An 18,702-nucleotide genomic window follows, 5' to 3' on the forward strand; every position below is an offset into this window, starting at 1 on the left:
GCCTGCGGCGGTCGTCGTCTCGCCGGACCCTTTGCATCGCGCTCGATCTGGCGGCAAGATCAGGCATTGCGACAGCGGCGCGTTCCCGGGGCCGCGTGGTGCCATCTTATGTCACAGCCATGGAGCTTCGGATGACCGTTCGCCCGCCAAAGTCGCTGAGCCCCTCATACTCCGCATCCGGCGCTCTCAGCGCCCTCGAATACGAGCTGTTGTCGGAGCGTGCCGATGCGCTCGGACGCCATGGTCTGAAGGTCGAAAAGGCGATCGCTGCGTTGCAGGCGCTCGAATCGAGCGAAACCACGCTGGAACGCCGCGAACAGCTGCTTGACGATGCCGCGGATGCGGTCTGGGCGTTTTTCATCCAGCGGGAAATCTGCGGCCTGCGCGACAGCCGTGACGCGGTAAAGCGCTATGGCATCCCAAGGCAAGTCATGGCGCGTCTGGGGATAGTCCGCCGAAAGTGATCAGGCGGCGACGAACGTCTGGCCGGCGAGGCTGTAGAGGCCGATTTCATCGATCTGCAGCGGCAATGGCCGCTTGGCGTCATCAAGCTCGTCCTTGACCAGCAGCGCCTGCAGCTCCTTTTCCTTTTCGGCAACGCTCTCCGAGCCGGCAAGGCGGGTCGGGTCGGTGTTGAGACGGCCCAGCTGCAGCTCGTCGAGCGACTTCGTCTCCGCCGCATCGGCAAGGCGTTGCACCGCCTTCGTCGCGCCAGCGGCCTGGCCGCTGCCGGTGGCGCTCTTGGTCTCCAGCGCGTCTTCCAGTTTCCTGCCCTGGCTGCTGTCAGGGTTCTTGATCGCCTCGATCAGATCCATCAGCGAAACATCGAGATTGGTCAGCCCCAGCTTCTTCTCGATCTCGTTGACCATCGTGGGCTCCAGGCCCTTGACGATCTTTTCGACTTCGCTGCCGAAGGCGTAATCCGAGTTGAAGTCTTCGCGCTTCAGGTCGAAGAGCTTGCCGACCTCGCGGATGAGCACCATCCGGTTGCTGTTGGCGTCGTTTGCGGCCTGGTTGAAGAAGTGGTCGTTGATCCTGGTGTTGGCCGTCTTCTGGGCGTCGTCCGACTTCACCTGTGCCTTCAGGATCTTGTCGTCCTTGGTGCCACTGGCCTTTTCAGCCTCTTCCGCCTGGCGCTTCTCGATATCCTTGAGGATGGAGCCGACCAGATTGGTCGTCGCTGAGGCGCTGAATTGCTGGGTCGGGAGCAGCATCGTTTCGTTCCGGCGAAGGGTTGGCAACGGTATGAAACGGTAGAGTGACGAGGTTAATTGCGGCTTAACCGTTCTTTCCAAGAACTGGGGGAGATCGCCGGAGCGGGAAAGCGGCGCACCGTTGTCGATGCGCCGCCTGGATGTGGTCTACCGGTAGGGCGAATAGCAGGGGCGATAGACGCCGCTATAGGTGAGGAACCGGTTGGTCGCCGGATTGTACGACCGGTAGCGCGACAGGCACCAGTTCACATGGGCGCTGGTGCCGCCGCGAACGTAGTTGTCACGATAGTAGTAGCGCTCGCGGTAGTACCGACGCGGGTAGTAGTCGCCGTAGTAGCGCGAATAGTTGTTGTAGTAGCCGCCGTAATAGCCCTGTCCGAAGTAAAGGCTGAAGCCCGGGCGGTAATAGCCGCCCCAGCCGGGGGCGTAGCCGGGTCCCCAGCCGCTGCCCCACCCGCTGCGACCCCAGCCATTGGGGTACATCACGCCTCCATAGCGCCTGTAGGGGTAGTACTGGACGTTCTGCACGTCGCCCGGCGCCGTGATCTGAAGATCGCGCGCTTGCAGCGGCATGGCCTGGCTGGGCGCGACCGGTGTCATCAGGGAAGCGGCGGCCAAGGCGCAGCCGACAACGAAGTTCCGAATTCCCGTCATGCTTTCCTCGCTTTCCGAAGGGGTTGCTTTCCGGTTGTGTCCCTGCTTCACATTGCCTGTTTTTTCTGAACGCGTTCCTGGCGAAGCGGTGCTCGTCCGCCTGGCCGTTGGTTGGATTTCCACGTCGTCCGTCTATCGGCTAGGATGCGCCGTTGCGGACGCCATGTCACTGTTATTTTTGCCGATTGCCGCCGGTTGGTTTTCACGGAGTATGAGATGCAGTTGAAGTTCGGGACCAGTGGCCTGCGGGGCCTGTCGGAGGAGCTCAAGGGCGAGCCGTCTGCACGCTATGCGACGGCCTTCGCGCGCCATCTCGTCGCTTCCGGACAGGCGAAATCGGGAGATCCGATCCTGATCGCCCGCGACTTCCGCCAGTCGAGCCCCGAGATCGCTGCCGTCTGCACCGCTGCCCTGAAGAGCGAAGGCTTTCGCGTGCTCGATTGCAGCACCGTACCGACGCCAGCGCTGGCGCTCTATGGACTTGCCAACGGCGCGGCCGGCCTGATGATCACCGGTTCGCATATTCCCGCCGATCGCAACGGCATCAAGTTCTATCGGCCGGACGGAGAGATCGACAAGGCCGACGAGCTGGCGATCAGTGCGATCGCCGACGCGATCGCCGGCACGGTCACGCCTTCGGCCGCTTCGGCGGAAGATCATGCGGCCGCTGCCGAAAGCCTGTTTATTGAGCGCAACAGGGCGCTGTTGCCGGCGGGCGCGCTTCAGGGCCTGCGCATCGGCGTCTACCAGCACAGCACCGTCGCGCGTGACATGCTTGTCGACCTCCTCGCTTCGCTTGGCGCCGAGACGATCGTTCTTGGACGATCCGAGCAGTTCGTGCCGGTCGACACCGAGGCCGTTTCGCCGGAAACGCTTGCGAAGCTGGCCGCGTGGGCGCCCGAGAATCGGCTTGATGCGATCGTCTCGGCCGACGGCGACGGCGACCGGCCGCTGGTAGCCGACGAGAACGGCGCGCCCCTTCGTGGCGATCTTCTCGGGCTTGTCGCCTGCGCGTTCCTGGGGGCCGAGGTCGCGGTCACGCCGGTAACCTCCAACTCCGGCCTCGAGCGAGCTGAAGGCCTATCGGTCATCCGCACCCGCGTCGGTTCGCCCTATGTGATCGCTGCAATGGCGCAGGCGGTTCGGGAGGGCGCCACCAAGGTCGCCGGCTTCGAGGCCAATGGCGGCACGCTGACGGCGAGCGACTTTTCCGTCGGCGGCAAGGTTCTCAAGGCGCTGCCCACCCGTGACTGCTTCCTGCCGATCCTGGCGGTGCTGGCAAGCGCCGCAGAGCGCGGGACGACGCTGTCGGGCCTGGCTGCGTCCTATCGCCTTCCGGTCGCGCTCAGCGACCGGCTGGAGAACTTTCCGGTCGAAACCAGCACCCGGCTGATGGCGTTTCTGCGCGCAGAGACCGCAAACCTCGGAAGCTTTCTTGCCGACATTGGCCGCCCGGCAGCCGTCAGCGACATCGACGGTCTGCGCGTGACCCTTGCCGATGGCCGCACGGTCCACTTCCGCCCGTCCGGCAATGCGCCGGAGATGCGCTGCTATGTCGAGGCCGAAACGGTGGCGGAAGCGGAAACGCTGCTTGCTCAAGGACTTTCCACAGTCCGGTCCTGGGCAAAAGCGACGTCAGACTGACTTTTTTGCGTCCTGACACGAAAACTTCAAAATGCCTGTTGACACTTCGGCTCGGTCCTTTTACACCCCCGCTCGTCGCCCAGATGGCGGAATTGGTAGACGCGCCAGCTTCAGGTGCTGGTACTCGAAAGGGTGTGGAGGTTCGAGTCCTCTTCTGGGCACCATTCCTTTAACCAAACATTTGTTTTGGTTTGAAAAACCCCGGCTTGCCGGGGTTTTTTCGTTTCCGGATTTCTGTCCTTCGTTCCTGTGCCGCGGCGGCCCATTTGGCCTGCGGGGCAACGCCTGTGCTCCCACCAGTGCGGCCGCCGCGCCAGTGCCGGCCATGATGGCCTCGGGCGCGCCAATGGCGCCATTTCCACGCAGCGCAGCGATAGATCAGGGCGAAGAGCCGTCAGCCGGCGGACAACCCTTCCGGGCGTCGCATCTTGCGATCTGTGCCGGGCTCACTACTATCTGTGTGTCCGCTGCAGCAGCGGACCTTGTGCGAGGAACAACCGCGATGGCTGAAACGCGTCGCAAGCTGACGACCATCTTCTCCGCCGATGTCCAGGACTACTCCCGCCTGATGCGGGCGGACGAAGAGGGTACGCTTGCCACTCTCAAACGGTACCGGGATGCCATGACGCGCCTGATCGAGGCACATGGCGGTCGGGTCATCAATACCTGGGGCGATGGGCTGATCGCCGATTTCCCGAGTGTCGTCGAGGCGCTGCGCGCAGCGATCGACGTCCAGAGCGAGCTTGCCGGATACAACGCCAAAACCATGGACGGTGTGCCGATGCAGTTTCGCATCGGCATCAACCTTGGTGACGTGATCACCGAGGAAGACGATATCTATGGCGACGGCGTCAACGTGGCCGCGCGCCTGCAGGCCTCCGCGCCTGCCGGCGGCATCGTCATTTCCAATACGGTCTACGACCAGGTGCGCAACAAGGTTGCCGTCGGCTTCGAATTCCTGGGCCAGCTCGAGGTCAAGAACATCGACGGCGGTGTGCCGAGCTATTCCGTGCGCATCGGAACTGCCGACGACGTCGCAGGCGGATCGGAACGCCAAGGCGAATGGGGCCGGCCGGCCGGGCAGCCTGCTCAGCCTGCGCCACCGGTTGCAACCACCACAAGGCTTGCGGGCCTCACCAGCCGGCTTCTCGGCACGCTGGCGGTGGTCGGCGCCGGACTTGCCGCGCTCAATCTCCTGACCTGGCAGGGCACCTTCTGGGCCGCATGGCCAATACTCGGGCTTGCCGTGCTTGCGGCGCTTCGGTGGGTGCGCGCAGACACCCGGATCGATCCGGCCATCGGCACGCTCGCCGTCACCGGTCTGACGTTCGTCGCCATCAACGCCCTGTCCTGGCGGGGCGTGTTCTGGGCCGTATGGCCGCTGCTGGCCATCGCCGTTGCGGCCGGCATCCGCTGGGTGACGCGCCAGAGAGATGGCGCCCGGCGGTGACAGCGGGTGTCGTCACACCTCTCAGGATGAGATGACGGGCGTCTCAGCGGTCGCGGTGTCGACGATCGGGCGCGCGCTCAGAACCTCATAGATTTCCAGAGCCGTGGTGCGCCCCTTGGCCTGCGCCGTGCCGAGCGGGCGGAAGGTGATCGCGTCGGACGCCTGCGCGACCACGGCCCCGCTTGCCATGATCGTCGTGCCGTAGTTCTTGTTCATGCCTTCGAGCCGCGAGGCGACGTTCACCGTGTCGCCCATGGCGGTATATTGCAGCCGTTCCTTGGCGCCGACGCTGCCGACGACGGCGGTGCCGGTGTGGATGCCGAAGCGGGTGCGGAACTCCGGCAGGCCTTTTTCGCGCTGCGCCGCGTTGAACGCCTGCAGCCGCGCCTCGACCGCCAGCGCGCAACGACAGGCATTTTCCGCATGGCGCTCGTCCTGCGCCGGCGCGTTCCACATCGCAAACACGGAATCACCGAGGAACTGGATGATCGTGCCGCCATGGGCATCGACCACCTCGCTGAAGATGTCGAAATATTCCGAAAGCATCGCCACGACTTCTTCCGGCGCGTGCTGCTCGCTCAAGGTGGTGAAGTCGTAAATGTCGGTGAAAAGCGCAGTGACCTCCTGGCGCCAGGCGGCGCGGCCGCTGAACTGGCCGGATTCGATGCCCTTGCGCACCAGTTCGCGCGGGACGTAGAGCGCAAAAGTGAAGATCGCGTCGCGCGCCCGGTTCATCGCGCCGCCGAGGGTGGAAATCTCGCTGACATGGGACGACACGTCGATCGGCGTGGTGAAATCCAGATCCTGCAGCCGGTTGGCGCTGGCGGTCAGCTGGTTCAAGCCCTTGGTGATCAGATGCGCAAGCACCAGGGACGCAAGCACCGCAAGCGCCACGACCGCGCCCGAGATCGCCAATCCCTGCACGAGCGTCCGGTTGGCTTCTGCCATCAGTTCATCGAGCGGCGCCGCCACCACGGCGCGGTTGCCGGAAAGAAGCAGCGCGGATTCGAGCGGCGTCACCATGACGAGGTAGGTTCGGTCTCCGACCTCGACGAGATCGGCCTTGCCCGGCGCTGGCGGATTGAGGCGGATGCTCTTGATCAGGGGATCGCTCTCGGCCTGGACGATCGGGCCATCCTTGTCCTTTGCCGCCATGATGCGTCGCATCATCACCCGGTCGGAATGGATGATGGGTTTGCCCACGGAATCGAGGATGAACGAGACCGAGCCCGCCGTCAGCCGCTCGCGGGCGAGGAAGTCGGTAATCGTATCGAGCACGACGTCGGCGCCGATGACGATCTGCGGATTGCCGCGATGCGCCTGCGAGATCGTCATTCCAAGCGTCTCGGTCGTGGCGCTTTCGTAAGGGCCCGTCGAGACTGCAGCCTTTCCGTTGACGGCGGCGCGATACCAGGGCCTGGTGCGTGGATCGAAGCCCGTGGGGGGCACCCGTCGTTCGGAGAATTGCGTGCCGTCCTTGTCCAGGAAGAGCAGGCGCTGGAGGGGCTTGCCGCTCCCATCCTTTTCCATCGAGCGCACTGCAATGGCCGCACCGCGCGGCGCATCGAGCGCCAGGCGCCATGCGACCTGCTTGAGGTCGACCATCTGAAAGAAGGCGCCATTGGGGTAGCCGACATAGACCCCGTCGATATGCGGCGACCGGCTGATGCCCTCGCGCAGAACGGCCACCTTGTCGTTTATCCGCTCCGGTGGTGGCACGAGGAAGGAGTTGGCAACCGAAGAGACGAGGCTGACCAGTGCGGAGGTATCGCCTGAGAGGACGCCCAGCCGGTCGACCAACCGGCTCATGAAGCCGCGCATATTGGCCTCTGCGTCCGCGATCGCGGCATTGCGCGAGCGGTGGTAGTCGAGCCCCACCAGAATGCCCGACACGGCGATCAGCATGGCCACCATCACCAGGCTGAACAGCGAGCGTAGCGAACTGTGCCAGCTGTCGCCGATCCTGGTTCCGAGAATGCCGGGCGTTTCGTTGGCCATTGGGTATCTCTGATCTCGCGCCTGTCCTGCGTTATCTTAAATGCGTTTCCCATAAAACACGTTAATCGGCAGGATTGCATACCCCGCCGCCGGCGAAGTGCTGGCGTCGCCCAATGGCGCCGCGCCACTGCTGGCCGCCGTCAGTTGACCGTCACCGGTTTCGAGCGCATGCGGGCGACGGTTTCGCGCTCGGCGCGCTTGCAGCGCATCGGTGGCAGGTCCCGGTCCATCAGGTCCATGTCTTCGAGCACCATGTCGCCCATCTTCTTGAACGCGCTGTCGAGTGCGCCCGCCCGGTGCGCCGAGCGCAGGAAGCCGGGAAGGGTGCGCACCTTGTGGTCCCGGGCAAGCGGTTCCTCGGGGAAGACGTCGCTGGCGGCCACGATGTGCCCGCTTTCAACCGCAGCCACCAACGCGTCGAAATCGACGACCCCGGCACGGCTGAGCAGGATGAAGGCGGCGCCAGGCCGCATGCTGGCAAAGGCCTTTGCGCCCAGGAAGCCCTCGTTTTCGCTGGTGACCGATGCGACGACGAAGACGAAATCGCTTTCCGTCAGCACGGTTGCAAGCGATGCCGGTTCGACGCCGTTGTCCTTGAGGATCGAGGCTGGCATCCAGGGATCGAACACGCGGATCCTGGCGCGAAAACCGGCTAGCACCCGGTTCAGCGCTTTGCCCAGATCGCCGAAGCCGACAATGCCGATGTCTGCGCCGGACAGGAGCCGCGCCTGGCGATTGCCGTCGCCGCCCCAGAGCTCCCGTCCCTCGCGAAAGGCCAGGTCCGCCTCGACGACGCCGCGCGCGAGATTGAGGGCCATGGCAAGGCCCATCTCGGCAACCGGCTCGGCAAACACCTGCCCCGTCGTCACCACGTGGATGCCGCGCTCGAACAACACCTCGTAGGGCATGTTGTTGATCAGGTTGCTTTCGACATTGAGAATGGCGCGCAGCTTCGGCAGGCGCGCCAGCGTTGCATGATCGAAGGGCGGCTGGCCGATGATGTAGCGCGTCTCCGACAGCACCTCGTCGCCAAGGCCGGCAACATCGTCCGGGTCGGCCTCAACGATGCGGTAACGCGCATGCAGTTGCTTGAGGGCGTCTTCAGTAAAGATCAGCTCGAGCGTGCGCGGCGCCGGCACGCTGATGGCGAGCGGTCTCGTGTCGTTGGGCATTGGTCCTCCTCGGTGGAAGCAGGACGCCTCCACGGTTCCTCGCCCAAATGTGTAGGAACTATTCGCCGGCTTGCCAAGCCGGGCCGGCGGGGCCGGCTAGTAGCCGAGCCCGCGTTTCTGCCGGTAGAGCGAGGGCGGCAGGTCGCTGCCCTGGAACACGGGGCCGTCGCCGCGACGGCAATTGTAGATCGTGTCGTAGCGTGGGCCGCCGCGCGCGCTCGATTCGAACGGATAATCGCGGTCGACGAGCGTTTGCTCGCAGGTAACCTTGTCGCCGCCATCGTTCAAGGGATCCATCGGCCGCACGCCGGGCAGGTCCGTATAGGACTGCGCAAGGGCTGGCATGGCGGACAGGGCGAGAAGCAGGCAGAGCGTCGAAAGAGCGAGAGCGGGGCGGCAGGAGATCATCAATGCGAACTTTCGAGGATGGCAACGGCGAGCAAGGGGCCATGACACGGTTTCGTCAGGGTCAAACTTGCGCTATAGGCGACACGACTACCGACTGATCTGGGGATTTTCGATGGCGAATGCAATACGGTTTCACGAAGGCGATATCTCCGCAACCGATGCCGCCCGCTACAGAGGCGCGATTGCCATCGACACCGAAACGCTCGGCCTCGTGCCGCGTCGCGACCGGCTCTGCGTCGTCCAGCTTTCCCCCGGAGACGGCACTGCCGATGTGATCCAGATCGCTGCCGGCCAGACGCAAGCGCCAAACCTTGTGGCCATGCTGGAAGACCCGGCCCGCCAGAAGATCTTTCATTTCGGCCGTTTCGACATTGCCGTGCTGTTCCACACCTTCGGCGTGACGACGACACCGGTGTTCTGCACCAAGATCGCCTCGCGCCTCACTCGCACCTATACGGATCGCCACGGGTTGAAGGACAATCTCAAGGAAATGCTCGACGTCGACATTTCCAAGCAGCAGCAGTCTTCCGACTGGGGGGCGGCAGTCCTGTCTCCGGCACAGCTCGAATATGCGGCATCCGACGTGCTGCACCTGCATGCGCTGCGCGAGAAGCTCACCGCGCGGCTTCTGCGCGATGGCCGCATGGAGCACGCGGACGCGTGCTTCGCGTTTCTTCCGACCCGCTGCAAGCTCGACCTGCTCGGCTGGGACGAGACCGACATCTTCGCCCACAGCTGAACGGTCCTTCCAGGGCTTGCGGGATGGTGTCAGGGCGTCAGCCACAGCACGACGCCATAGCGCGCCGCCTTGCCGATCGCCACGAACACCAGGAACAGTCCGAAGGGCATTCGTAGAAGCCCTGCGACCAGCGTCAGCGGATCGCCGACCACGGGCAGCCAGGACAACAGCAGCACCGGTTGGCCATAGCGGGCAAACAGCGTCTCTGCCTTCTGCCGGCCTGATGGCGATATCGGAAACCAGCGCCGACCCTCGAACCGGATGAGGAACCGACCAAGCACGAAATTGACGACGGCGCCAAGCACGTTACCGGCAGTGGCAGCGACGAACAGCGCGACACGGCTCGTCTCGCCGTGCAGGGCTGCGGCGACGATTGCCGCCTCCGACATGCCGAACAGCAGCGTGGCCGAGAGAAAGGCGGCCGAGAAGACGCCTGCAAGAATACCGAAATCCAGGATCAGCTCCTGTCCGTGTGGCCGAGATCGCGCTCCGGCTCGATGATGTCGCGGATGCGCTGCTTCAGTTCCTTCGGCCCGGGAAAGCCGCCGTCGCGTTTGCGCTCCCAGATCAGTTCGTCGTTGACGCGGATCTCAAAATTGCCGCCGGTGCCGGGAATGAGCGCTACTTCGCCCAGCGACTGGCCGAAGGTCTGCAGCAGCTCCTGCGCCATCCAGCCGGCGCGCAGGAGCCAGTTGCACTGCGTGCAATAGAGAATGGTGATCCGCGGCTTCTCGTCCATATCTGCTTCCCGGTTGGCTTGTGCGCGGCAACATACTGTAATTCGCGGCAAGACAGAAACCGCTGAGATCAGAAAATTATGCTGCAAGTTTCGCGCGTTACCATGCCCTGACGCTCCGTCAGCCGCGTCTCGCGCCGACGTGGGGGCGCCCAGACGCCGCCGGTCACGCGCCTCTCACATAATTGTCAACTGATTTAGTCATGTTTTTATCGCCGGTACCCTTGCAAAGGAAAAGGCGCCCGGCGAGACATTGCTGCATTGCACATATTGTCGCAGCCCCCCTCAAAGAGGACCTAACCATGACTGACGCCACCGTTTCGACTTCCCGTCCCCGTGCAATCCTGCCGGCGCTCGAAAAGATCTATCTGCCGCTCGACACCTTTGCCGAAACGCTGCTGCGCGTTCTGTGCGGCGTGCTGCTCGTAACCCACGGTTACGGCAAGATCGTCAATCCCTTCGGCGCCGTTGGCATGGTCGAAAGCCTCGGCTTCTACCCGGGCGTCTTCTGGTCGCCGCTCCTGGCCGCGACCGAGTTCTTCGGCGGCATCCTGATCGCCATCGGCCTTTTCACCCGTCCGGCTTCGTTCGCAGCCATGATCGTGCTGCTTGTGACCGTTTATTTCCACGGCATCGTGCAGGGCGAGGGTCTCGGCGGCGCTGAAAAGTCCATCCTCTGGGCGGCGATCCTGTTCTTCTTCGCCATTCGCGGCGCCAACAGCCAGTCGGTCGACGCCAAGCTCGGCAAGCAGTTCTGATAGGCTTCTGCCTCGTGAAATGCGGGGAGGGCGGTCTGACGACCGGCCTCCTCGACGCGTTCCAGGGGTAGGGGTGCGCAGACTGTCGTCCCTTGTCCGCAGCGCGTGGGCGTCACCGCCCGGCGGCCAGGTTCAGCCGGATCAGGCCTTCTCGGCGGCGGTAACGCTGCGGATGGTCATCCGGTGCACCTTGCCGGAGCGATCGTGCCAATCGATCGACTGGCCGACGGAGAGCCCGATCAGGGCCGCGCCGATCGGCGTCAGAACGGAAATCCGCCCAGATTCGATATCGGCTTCGCCGGGATAGACCAGCGTCACCTGCTTGGCAAAACCATTGTCGGCTTCGAAGGCGACGGTCGATCCCATCTGCACGCTGTCGGCCGGCAGCTTCCCGGGTGCTGCGATGCGTGCACGCTCGAGCTCGGACAGAAGAGCCTCGGCGACTTCGGGAACACGGTCGAGGGCGGACGAGGCAAGCGCCGTCAGGCGCTTGTGGTCCTCGGCATTGATAATGATCGCGGGAAGTTTGTTGCGGGCGTTCGTCGCCATGATGATACCTGACGTTGTCTTCGACGGGCGCCTCAGCGCCGTCATCACTCATTCGATTTGGAAAAACTCGGCGCTCGGATCGTGGCCTGGGAACGATGGTTCTCATTTGCCGACGCGAAAGGCTCCCCTGACCCGGAGAGCGCAAGCATCCGGGCTGGGGTCAGGTTCCTGCGATCGGGCACACCCGGAAGCAGTGAAAAGAGGTAACCGTGAGCATCATGATCCCCGGAAGGTCGGAAAGTTTGAGGCGGAAGTCAAGTCCCCGACGCGTGAGGTTCGCAGCGGGGTGACCGCTTTGGCCTCTTGAACCGCGGCGTTTCTCGTGATCAATCTTGCGCCCGGACGGCGAAGGGAATGTCATCATGCGGGTACTGGTGGTGGAAAACATGGCGAAGACCGAGCTCGGCCAGGTCGGCACGGCGCTTCGCGAGGTCAAGGCGGAGATCGAAGTTCGCCGCGCCTATGCCGGCGAACCGGTGCCGGAAACAGCAGAGGGCTTCGACGCGCTGGTGGTGCTGGGCGGCGAGCAAAGCGCGCTTGACGATGCCGCCTTCCCCTATCTGCCGCAGCTTGCAGCACTGATGCGCCACTTCGGCGACAGCGACCGGTCCGTGCTCGGCATCTGCCTCGGCAGCCAGCTGCTGGCGCGCGCCTATGGTGCGACAAACCTTCTGGGCGAAGCCAAGGAATTCGGCTGGCACGATGTGCGGGTCCGCCCCGAGGGGCAGAGCGACCCGGTGCTGGCATCCGTCGGCGAGAGCTTCCCGATCTTCCAGTGGCACGGCGACACCTTCACGCTTCCCGACGGCGCGGTGCATCTCGCCGAAAACAATGTGACGCGGCATCAGGCGTTTCGCGTCGGGCGCGCCGCCTATGGCACGCAGTTTCATTTCGAGGCCGACACCGATCTCGTCGAGGACTGGAACCGGGCGTTTCCGCAGACGATCAACCGTCTCGACCCGACCTGGCTGGCTGAGTATCCGGCCCATGCGCGGCGTCATGGCGAGAAGGCCAATGCCGCAGGCCTCTCGCTCGCTCGCGCCTGGGTCGCCACGATCCGGCAGGGTGAGGCCAGAGCTCCGAGCGACGAGGTGTTGGAGGAGGCCTGCTGATGGACGACGGGTGGGGCGGCGGCTGTTTCTGCGGGCGCATCCGCTACCGGCTGAAACGCAGGCCGATGTTCGTCAATTGCTGCCATTGCAGCGATTGCCAGCGTCAGGTGGGAAGCGCCTTCGTCATCAACGGCGTCATCGAGCGGGAAAATATCGAGCTGACGGCGGGCGAGCCCGTCGTCGTGTCGCTGCCGACCGACAGCGGTCGTCCGCACGATGTCTATCGCTGTGCTGAATGCCAGACGGCGCTCTGGAGCGATTACGGCCGGCGCGGCTGGCTTTCCTTCCTGCGCATCGCCAGCCTCGACCATCCGTCGGATTTCCCGCCGGATGCCCATATCTTTACCCGCTCGAAGGTCGCCTGGCTGTCGCTTGAAGGCGGAGCGCCTGCCTTCGAGATCTACTACGACATGAAGACGATGTGGCCGCCGGACAGTTTGGCGCGGCGCGCGGCGGCCGAAGAAAGGGCCAGGGCGTAAGCGTGAGCGAACGTCAAAAGATGGCGGCGGGCGATTGGTACTGCTGCCTCGACCCCGAGCTTGAACGATTGCGAGAGCGCGCGCGATGCCGTGCACCAGCATAACACCATGGCGCACGACGCGCGGGGCGCGATGGCGCCGGCGCTGCGGGCGCTGTTTTCGAGCGCTGCCGACGATGTCTTCATCGAGGCACCGTTTCACTGCTCCTACGGCATGCATGTTTCGCTTGGGTCGCGCGTCTATCTCAATGCCGGCTGCACTCTGCTCGACAGCGGTCGCATTTCGGTCGGCGATGGTTCAATGCTCGGTCCCGGCGTGCAGATCTATTGCGCCGAACATCACAAGGACGTGCCGCTCAGGCGCCGCGGCATCGAGATTGCAAGACCGGTCGTGATCGGCAAGGACGTCTGGATCGGCGGCGGAGCCATCATCCTCGGTGGCGTGACGATCGGCGACGGCGCCATCGTCGGGGCCGGATCCGTCGTCACGAGAGACGTGGCGGCCGGCGCGACTGTTGTCGGCAATCCGGCGCGGCCGCTGTCGCCATCCGGCAAACAATAATTCAAAGGAGATTCTGGTGGCCGACGAGACGACAACGATCAGGGTGCGCCCGGCAACGACGGGAGACGTGCCGGAGCTTTGCAGCTTCCTCAACGAGATCATCCGGATCGGCGGCACCACCGCCAACGAGACGCCGTTCACAGCAGAGAGTTTTATCGCCCACTATCTCGCCGGTCCCGGCTTCGTCAGCTGCTTCGTCGCCGAGGATGCCGATGGCCGCCCTTGCGCCTTCCAGGCGCTGGAGCGCTATGACGCATTACCCGAAGGCTGGGCTGACATCGGCACCTTTTCCCGGCCCGACGCCAAGGTGCGCGGCGCCGGCACGGCGCTGTTTGCGGCAACGCGCGACAATGCCCGTGCGTTGGGCCTGAAGGTGATCAACGCCACGATCCGCGCCGACAACACGGGCGGCCTTGCCTATTACGGCAAGATGGGCTTCGTCGACTACAAGGTGGACAAGGCAGTACCGCTGAAGAGCGGTCTGCCGGTGGATCGAGTGTCGAAGCGGTTCTTGTTGACCGAAGGCTGAGGCGGGCTCGCACTTTAGCTTGTTCGTGCTGAGCGCACGCGCTCCGCCTGCGGTCGATGTATGGATCAAAAAAAACGGGCGAACTCGAGGTCGCCCGTTTTGCACGTTGATGTCGTGTTCGTCGAACCGCCTATTCGTCGCCCATCTTGAGTGCGGCGATGAAGGCTTCCTGCGGGATCTCCACCTTGCCGAACTGGCGCATGCGCTTCTTGCCGGCCTTCTGCTTTTCGAGCAGCTTGCGCTTGCGGGTGGCGTCGCCGCCGTAGCACTTGGCCGTCACGTCCTTGCGCAGCGCCGAGATGGTTTCGCGGGCAATGACGTTGCCGCCGATGGCCGCCTGGATCGGGATCTTGAACATGTGCTTCGGGATCAGCTCCTTGAGCTTCTCGCACATTTCACGACCGCGCTTTTCAGCGGCCATCCGGTGCACCATCATCGACAGCGCGTCGACCGGCTCGCCGTTCACGAGGATCGACATCTTCACAAGGTTGCCTTCCTTGTGGTCGGTGATCTGGTAGTCGAACGAGGCATAGCCCTTGGAGATCGACTTCAGGCGGTCGTAGAAATCGAACACCACTTCGTTGAGCGGCAGGTCGTAGGTCAGCATCGCGCGGGTGCCAACGTAAGTCAGCTCGATCTGGATGCCGCGCCGGTCCTGACAAAGCTTCAGAATGCCGCCGAGATAGTCGTCGGGCGTCAAGATCGTCGCGCGGATCCACGGCTCGTGGATCTCGGCGATCTTGACGACGTCGGGCATGTCGGCCGGGTTGTGCAGCTCGCGCTCGGAGCCGTCGGTCATGAACAGCTTGTAGACGACCGAAGGCGCCGTCGCGATCAGGTCGAGGTCGAACTCGCGCTCCAGGCGTTCCTGGATGATTTCCAGGTGCAGGAGGCCGAGGAAGCCGCAGCGGAAGCCGAAGCCGAGGGCTGCGGACGATTCCATTTCGAACGAGAACGACGCGTCGTTGAGGCGCAGCTTGCCCATCGCCGCGCGCAGATCTTCGAAGTCGGCGGCATCGACTGGGAACAGGCCGCAGAACACCACCGGCTGTGCCGGCTTGAAGCCCGGCAGTGCCTTGGCGGTCGGGCGCTTGTCTTCGGTGATGGTATCGCCGACGCGGGTGTCGGCCACTTCCTTGATCGAGGCAGTGATGAAGCCGATCTCGCCGGGGCCGAGTGCATCCATCGCCACCATCTTCGGCGTGAGCACGCCGATGCGTTCGACGGAGTACTTGGCATCCGTGCCCATCATGCGGATGGTCATGCCCTTTTTCAGGGTGCCGTCGATGATGCGCACGAGAACCATGACGCCGAGATAGGTGTCGTACCAGCTGTCGACCAGGAGGGCCTTCAGCGGCGCGGTTTCGCCGCCCTCGCTCTTCGGCGCCGGCAGTTTGGTGACGATCGCCTCGAGAACATCGGGAATGCCGAGGCCGGTCTTTGCCGAGATCAGCACGGCGTCGGACGCGTCGATGCCGATGACTTCCTCGATCTGTTCCTTGATCCGCTCCGGTTCGGCGGCGGGAAGGTCGATCTTGTTGAGCACGGTAACGAGCTCGTGGTTGTTGTCGATCGCCTGGTAGACGTTGGCCAACGTCTGGGCTTCGACGCCCTGTGACGCGTCGACGACCAGCAGCGAACCTTCGCAGGCCGACAGCGAGCGCGAGACTTCGTAGGCGAAGTCGACGTGGCCGGGCGTGTCGATCAGGTTCAGCACGTAGGTTTCGCCGTCATTGGCCTTGTAGTGCAGACGCACGGTCTGGGCCTTGATGGTGATGCCGCGCTCGCGCTCGATATCCATGCTGTCGAGCACCTGCTCGGACATTTCCCGCTCGGCAAGGCCGCCGGTCGACTGGATCAGTCGGTCGGCCAGCGTCGATTTGCCGTGGTCGATATGGGCCACGATCGAGAAGTTTCGGATATGCGACAGGGGCGTCTTGGAAGATGTTGTGCTCATGGGCCGCATATAGCAGTGCCTTCAAGCCGCGCAAAGCGGGAAATGAAGGCTTCGTTCACTATAAATCGCAAGGCTTGCGCGGCTATTCGGCTCTGGCCTCGGCGTCGATCAGCGCGCCGGCGTTCGGGATCTGCGCGCTCTTCAGTTCGAAGGTCTCGCGCTCGCCCGCCGGCACCTCGTCACGCTTTCTCAGGCGCGCCAGCACGAACAGCGCGTAGAGCGCTGCAACGGCCATCGCGGCATAGATGAAGGTGCGCGGCCCGAACACCGGCGTCAGCACGGTCACGAGCATCGGCACCAGTGTTGCTGCCACCGACCAGGCAACCAGCATGGTGCTTGCCAGCGGCACGAAGTCCGCCGGGTCGGTGCGGTCGTTGGCATGCGCGTTGGCGATCGAATAGACGGTCTCGACCGCGCCGGCGAAAAGCGCGAAGACGACCATCAGCAGCAGGAGGTTGCCGAAGCTTGCCGAGAGCGCGAAAAAGCCGGCGACGACGATGATGAGGCAGGTGGCGATCAGCACCAGCCGGCGGTCGATCCGGTCCGACAGCGTGCCCATCGGATACTGGATCGCGATCAGCCCGAGCTGCATCACGAACATCAGGTTGGCAACGTCGCCCTGGCTCACCTGGTTTGCCGCCGCATAGATCGGTGTGAAGCCCTGCACCACCATCGACAGCCCGCCGGCGGCAAGCACGCCGATGAAGGCGACGGGCGAGGCGCGCCAGACCATCGGAATGTCGATGCTGACCTTGGCCGGCGCGGGTGGCGTCGGCAGGCGGGTGAGGCCGATCGGCAGGATGGCGATCGCGGTAAAGAAGATGGTGATGAGCGGCGGCATGTTGCCGTCGGCGGGGATCTGTCCGAACAGCCAGGCGCCCGTGCCGAGCCCGATCACATAGGCCATGTAGAACATCGCCATTGCCCTGCCGCGCCAACGATTGTCGCTCGCATGGTTGAGCCAGCTCTGGCTGATGATGAAATTGGTGTTGCCGGCAGCGCCGTAGAGGCCGCGGGCGAGCACCCACAGGATCGGGTGCATGCCGAGGCTGATCGTCAGCGCCGAAAGGATGACGAGCGCCATCGAGCAGGAAAACGCCCGGGCATGGCCGACGCGGCGGATCATCGGCCCGGCGATGACGCAGCCGACGAGGCCGCCGAAGGCAACCATGGTGACGGCCGCGCCCGGAACCCAATCGGGCGCGTCGGACCGCGTCAGCACGAAGGGCACATAGGCGAGCATCATGCCGTTGCCGATCGCGACCGATGTCATCGACGTCACGATGCTGGCGATCGACGTCAGCGAGGAAGGCTGCTTGTCCATGTCTTGCCGGTCCGTTTTCGCATGTCGCAACGGCATGTTGCGTAAGGATCGTCTAAATTGTTGAGGTGGAACGTCTTTTCGGTTCGAATGTCGTCGCGGACCTTAGCCGAAATCGCCTCGCTGCAATGTCGCCAAAGCGGCATTTGCCGCCTTATATTTTCGGTTCGCAATGGTCTTGACTCTATTATATGAGAAATGCAATCTCAAATAATGGAAAACACCACCGACCCACTCGAACAGGCCATCGGCGAACGCGTTCGCTCGCTCAGAGCCGAGCAGAACCTGACGCTCGACGACCTCGCGACGCGATCTGGCGTCAGCCGGGCAATGATCTCGCGCATCGAGCGCGGTGAGGTGAGCCCGACGGCGCAGCTGCTGGCGAGACTATGCAGCGCGCTTTCCACTACGCTGTCGGCGCTTTTCGCCTTCGAAGGCGCAGAGGCTTCGCCGGTGGCAAGGAGAGCCCAGCAGCGCGTCTGGCGGGATCCGGAATCCGGCTATCTGCGCCGTTCGGTCTCGCCGGAGGGCGTCGGCTCGCCGGTCGATATCGTCGAGGTCGAGTTTCCCCCGGGCGCGCGCGTCGTCTTCGAACGCCAGCCGGCCGACCGCGGCATCACCCAGCATCTCTGGCTCTTCTCCGGACGGCTCGAACTCACCATGGAAACCGGGCCGCATGCGCTCGAAGCCGGTGATTGCCTGTTCATGGGGCTCGAACAGGCCCACGTCTTTCACAATCCCCATGATGAGCCGGCTCACTACGCCGTCATCCTCAGCCGCACCAGGACCTGACCATGCCTGAAATCACGACCCGCCTTCTGAGCGAAACCGAGGCCCGCTCCGCCATGCCGGCTTTGGCCGAAGTCTTGTCCGATTGCGTCGAGGGCGGGGCCTCCGTCGGCTTCATGCAGCCCTATCCGCCGCAGGCGGCACTCGCCTATTGGCAGGGCGTTGCCGATGCGGTCGCCGCACGCGAAACGCTGCTGATGGTCGCCGAAGACCAGGGGCGCATCGTCGGCACGGTCCAGGTCGGTGTGGCGCAGATGCCCAACCAGCCGCATCGCGGCGACCTGAAGAAGCTGCTCGTCCATCACGCCGCCCGCGGCAGGGGCGTCGCGCGCCTCCTGATGCAGGCCGTCGAGAGGGAAGCGGCTCTGAACGGCAAGACGCTGCTGGTGCTCGACACCGCAACAGGCAGCGAGGCCGAAGCGATCTATCCGCGGCTCGGCTGGGAGCGCGTCGGCGTCATCCCCGATTATGCGATGTGGCCGGAAGGCGGCCTGTGCGCCACCACGCTCTTTTACAAGCGCATCGCGACGTAAGGGTTTCTCTCTTTTTCTGCATGGCTCCTCTCCTTGCGGGGAGAGGGAAAACGGGAGCTTGCCGCATGTCCCTTCGCCCCGCTTGCGGGGAGAAGGTGG

The 18,702-nt window shown here is 64.0% G+C and carries 20 protein-coding genes, 1 tRNA gene and 1 pseudogene; 12 read left to right on the forward strand and 10 right to left on the reverse strand.

Features of this window, described 5'->3' with window-relative positions; genetic code table 11:
- Window positions 1-131: 131 nt before the first annotated feature.
- Window positions 132-464 (forward strand): DUF6665 family protein, encoded by a 333-nt coding sequence (locus RTP54_RS00820; RefSeq protein ID WP_312360124.1) that lies wholly within the window; start codon window positions 132-134, stop codon window positions 462-464.
- On the opposite strand, the gene RTP54_RS00825 is transcribed toward RTP54_RS00820, so the two are convergent.
- Window positions 465-1,214, reverse strand: a complete 750-nt coding sequence (locus RTP54_RS00825) for a hypothetical protein (RefSeq protein WP_312360126.1) — start codon at window positions 1,212-1,214, stop codon at window positions 465-467.
- A 147-nt stretch (window positions 1,215-1,361) separates the two neighbouring features.
- The gene (locus RTP54_RS00830) at window positions 1,362-1,868 is read right to left on the reverse strand and encodes a BA14K family protein (protein WP_312360129.1); all 507 of its coding nucleotides are present in this window, start codon (window positions 1,866-1,868) and stop codon (window positions 1,362-1,364) included.
- A 216-nt stretch (window positions 1,869-2,084) separates the two neighbouring features.
- Here RTP54_RS00830 and RTP54_RS00835 point away from each other — a divergent pair, with 216 nt between their 5' ends.
- From RTP54_RS00835 to RTP54_RS00845, 3 genes are all read left to right on the forward strand, one after another.
- Window positions 2,085-3,512: a phosphomannomutase gene (locus RTP54_RS00835; RefSeq protein WP_312360131.1), complete on the forward strand. Its 1,428-nt coding sequence runs from the start codon at window positions 2,085-2,087 to the stop codon at window positions 3,510-3,512.
- Between the two features lie 77 nt (window positions 3,513-3,589).
- Window positions 3,590-3,676, forward strand: a tRNA-Leu gene (locus tag RTP54_RS00840).
- Window positions 3,677-4,014: 338 nt separating this feature from the next.
- Entirely contained in the window at window positions 4,015-4,962 is a 948-nt protein-coding gene (locus RTP54_RS00845; protein ID WP_312360133.1) for an adenylate/guanylate cyclase domain-containing protein, read from the forward strand.
- Between the two features lie 21 nt (window positions 4,963-4,983).
- On the opposite strand, the gene RTP54_RS00850 is transcribed toward RTP54_RS00845, so the two are convergent.
- The 3 genes from RTP54_RS00850 to RTP54_RS00860 form a co-directional block, all read right to left on the reverse strand.
- A complete protein-coding gene (locus RTP54_RS00850; RefSeq protein WP_312360135.1) occupies window positions 4,984-6,960 on the reverse strand; it encodes an adenylate/guanylate cyclase domain-containing protein in 1,977 nt (658 codons plus the stop codon).
- Between the two features lie 140 nt (window positions 6,961-7,100).
- Window positions 7,101-8,132 (reverse strand): hydroxyacid dehydrogenase, encoded by a 1,032-nt coding sequence (locus tag RTP54_RS00855; protein ID WP_312360137.1) that lies wholly within the window; start codon window positions 8,130-8,132, stop codon window positions 7,101-7,103.
- 96 nt (window positions 8,133-8,228) lie between these two features.
- Complete coding sequence (locus RTP54_RS00860) at window positions 8,229-8,540, reverse strand: hypothetical protein (RefSeq protein WP_312363114.1); 312 nt, start codon at window positions 8,538-8,540, stop codon at window positions 8,229-8,231.
- A gap of 112 nt (window positions 8,541-8,652) precedes the next feature.
- On the opposite strand from RTP54_RS00860, the gene RTP54_RS00865 reads away from it, so the two are divergent.
- The gene (locus RTP54_RS00865; protein ID WP_112809255.1) at window positions 8,653-9,279 is read left to right on the forward strand and encodes a ribonuclease D; all 627 of its coding nucleotides are present in this window, start codon (window positions 8,653-8,655) and stop codon (window positions 9,277-9,279) included.
- 29 nt (window positions 9,280-9,308) lie between these two features.
- On the opposite strand, the gene RTP54_RS00870 is transcribed toward RTP54_RS00865, so the two are convergent.
- Entirely contained in the window at window positions 9,309-9,653 is a 345-nt protein-coding gene (locus RTP54_RS00870; protein ID WP_112816616.1) for a YqaA family protein, read from the reverse strand.
- Between the two features lie 83 nt (window positions 9,654-9,736).
- Complete coding sequence (locus tag RTP54_RS00875; RefSeq protein ID WP_025425523.1) at window positions 9,737-10,018, reverse strand: SelT/SelW/SelH family protein; 282 nt, start codon at window positions 10,016-10,018, stop codon at window positions 9,737-9,739.
- 299 nt (window positions 10,019-10,317) lie between these two features.
- On the opposite strand from RTP54_RS00875, the gene RTP54_RS00880 reads away from it, so the two are divergent.
- Window positions 10,318-10,773, forward strand: coding sequence for a DoxX family protein (locus RTP54_RS00880; protein WP_112809254.1), 456 nt, complete (start codon window positions 10,318-10,320; stop codon window positions 10,771-10,773).
- Between the two features lie 141 nt (window positions 10,774-10,914).
- On the opposite strand, the gene rnk is transcribed toward RTP54_RS00880, so the two are convergent.
- Window positions 10,915-11,322, reverse strand: a complete 408-nt coding sequence (rnk, locus tag RTP54_RS00885) for a nucleoside diphosphate kinase regulator (RefSeq protein ID WP_112809484.1) — start codon at window positions 11,320-11,322, stop codon at window positions 10,915-10,917.
- A 362-nt stretch (window positions 11,323-11,684) separates the two neighbouring features.
- Between rnk and RTP54_RS00890 the strand changes: the two genes are divergently transcribed.
- The 4 genes and pseudogenes from RTP54_RS00890 (at window position 11,685) to RTP54_RS00905 (ending at window position 14,003) form a co-directional block, all read left to right on the forward strand.
- The gene (locus RTP54_RS00890; protein WP_112809483.1) at window positions 11,685-12,434 is read left to right on the forward strand and encodes a type 1 glutamine amidotransferase; all 750 of its coding nucleotides are present in this window, start codon (window positions 11,685-11,687) and stop codon (window positions 12,432-12,434) included.
- Window positions 12,434-12,913, forward strand: a complete 480-nt coding sequence (locus tag RTP54_RS00895; protein ID WP_312360143.1) for a GFA family protein — start codon at window positions 12,434-12,436, stop codon at window positions 12,911-12,913. Before RTP54_RS00890 ends, RTP54_RS00895 begins: the two co-directional genes overlap by 1 nt.
- Window positions 12,914-12,933: 20 nt before the next feature.
- Window positions 12,934-13,474, forward strand: a pseudogene (locus RTP54_RS00900) (sugar O-acetyltransferase).
- Between the two features lie 37 nt (window positions 13,475-13,511).
- The gene (locus RTP54_RS00905) at window positions 13,512-14,003 is read left to right on the forward strand and encodes a GNAT family N-acetyltransferase (RefSeq protein WP_312363116.1); all 492 of its coding nucleotides are present in this window, start codon (window positions 13,512-13,514) and stop codon (window positions 14,001-14,003) included.
- Between the two features lie 130 nt (window positions 14,004-14,133).
- On the opposite strand, the gene lepA is transcribed toward RTP54_RS00905, so the two are convergent.
- Both lepA and RTP54_RS00915 read right to left on the reverse strand, forming a co-directional pair.
- Window positions 14,134-15,960: a translation elongation factor 4 gene (gene lepA, locus RTP54_RS00910; protein ID WP_409517082.1), complete on the reverse strand. Its 1,827-nt coding sequence runs from the start codon at window positions 15,958-15,960 to the stop codon at window positions 14,134-14,136.
- 82 nt (window positions 15,961-16,042) lie between these two features.
- Window positions 16,043-17,284, reverse strand: coding sequence for an MFS transporter (locus RTP54_RS00915; RefSeq protein WP_312360146.1), 1,242 nt, complete (start codon window positions 17,282-17,284; stop codon window positions 16,043-16,045).
- A 210-nt stretch (window positions 17,285-17,494) separates the two neighbouring features.
- Here RTP54_RS00915 and RTP54_RS00920 point away from each other — a divergent pair, with 210 nt between their 5' ends.
- Both RTP54_RS00920 and RTP54_RS00925 read left to right on the forward strand, forming a co-directional pair.
- A complete protein-coding gene (locus RTP54_RS00920; protein WP_162703530.1) occupies window positions 17,495-18,073 on the forward strand; it encodes a helix-turn-helix domain-containing protein in 579 nt (192 codons plus the stop codon).
- A 2-nt stretch (window positions 18,074-18,075) separates the two neighbouring features.
- The gene (locus RTP54_RS00925; protein ID WP_312360151.1) at window positions 18,076-18,603 is read left to right on the forward strand and encodes a GNAT family N-acetyltransferase; all 528 of its coding nucleotides are present in this window, start codon (window positions 18,076-18,078) and stop codon (window positions 18,601-18,603) included.
- Window positions 18,604-18,702: the final 99 nt, after the last annotated feature.

The organism is Ensifer sp. (assembly GCF_031989085.1).
Lineage (GTDB): Bacteria > Pseudomonadota > Alphaproteobacteria > Rhizobiales > Rhizobiaceae > Ensifer.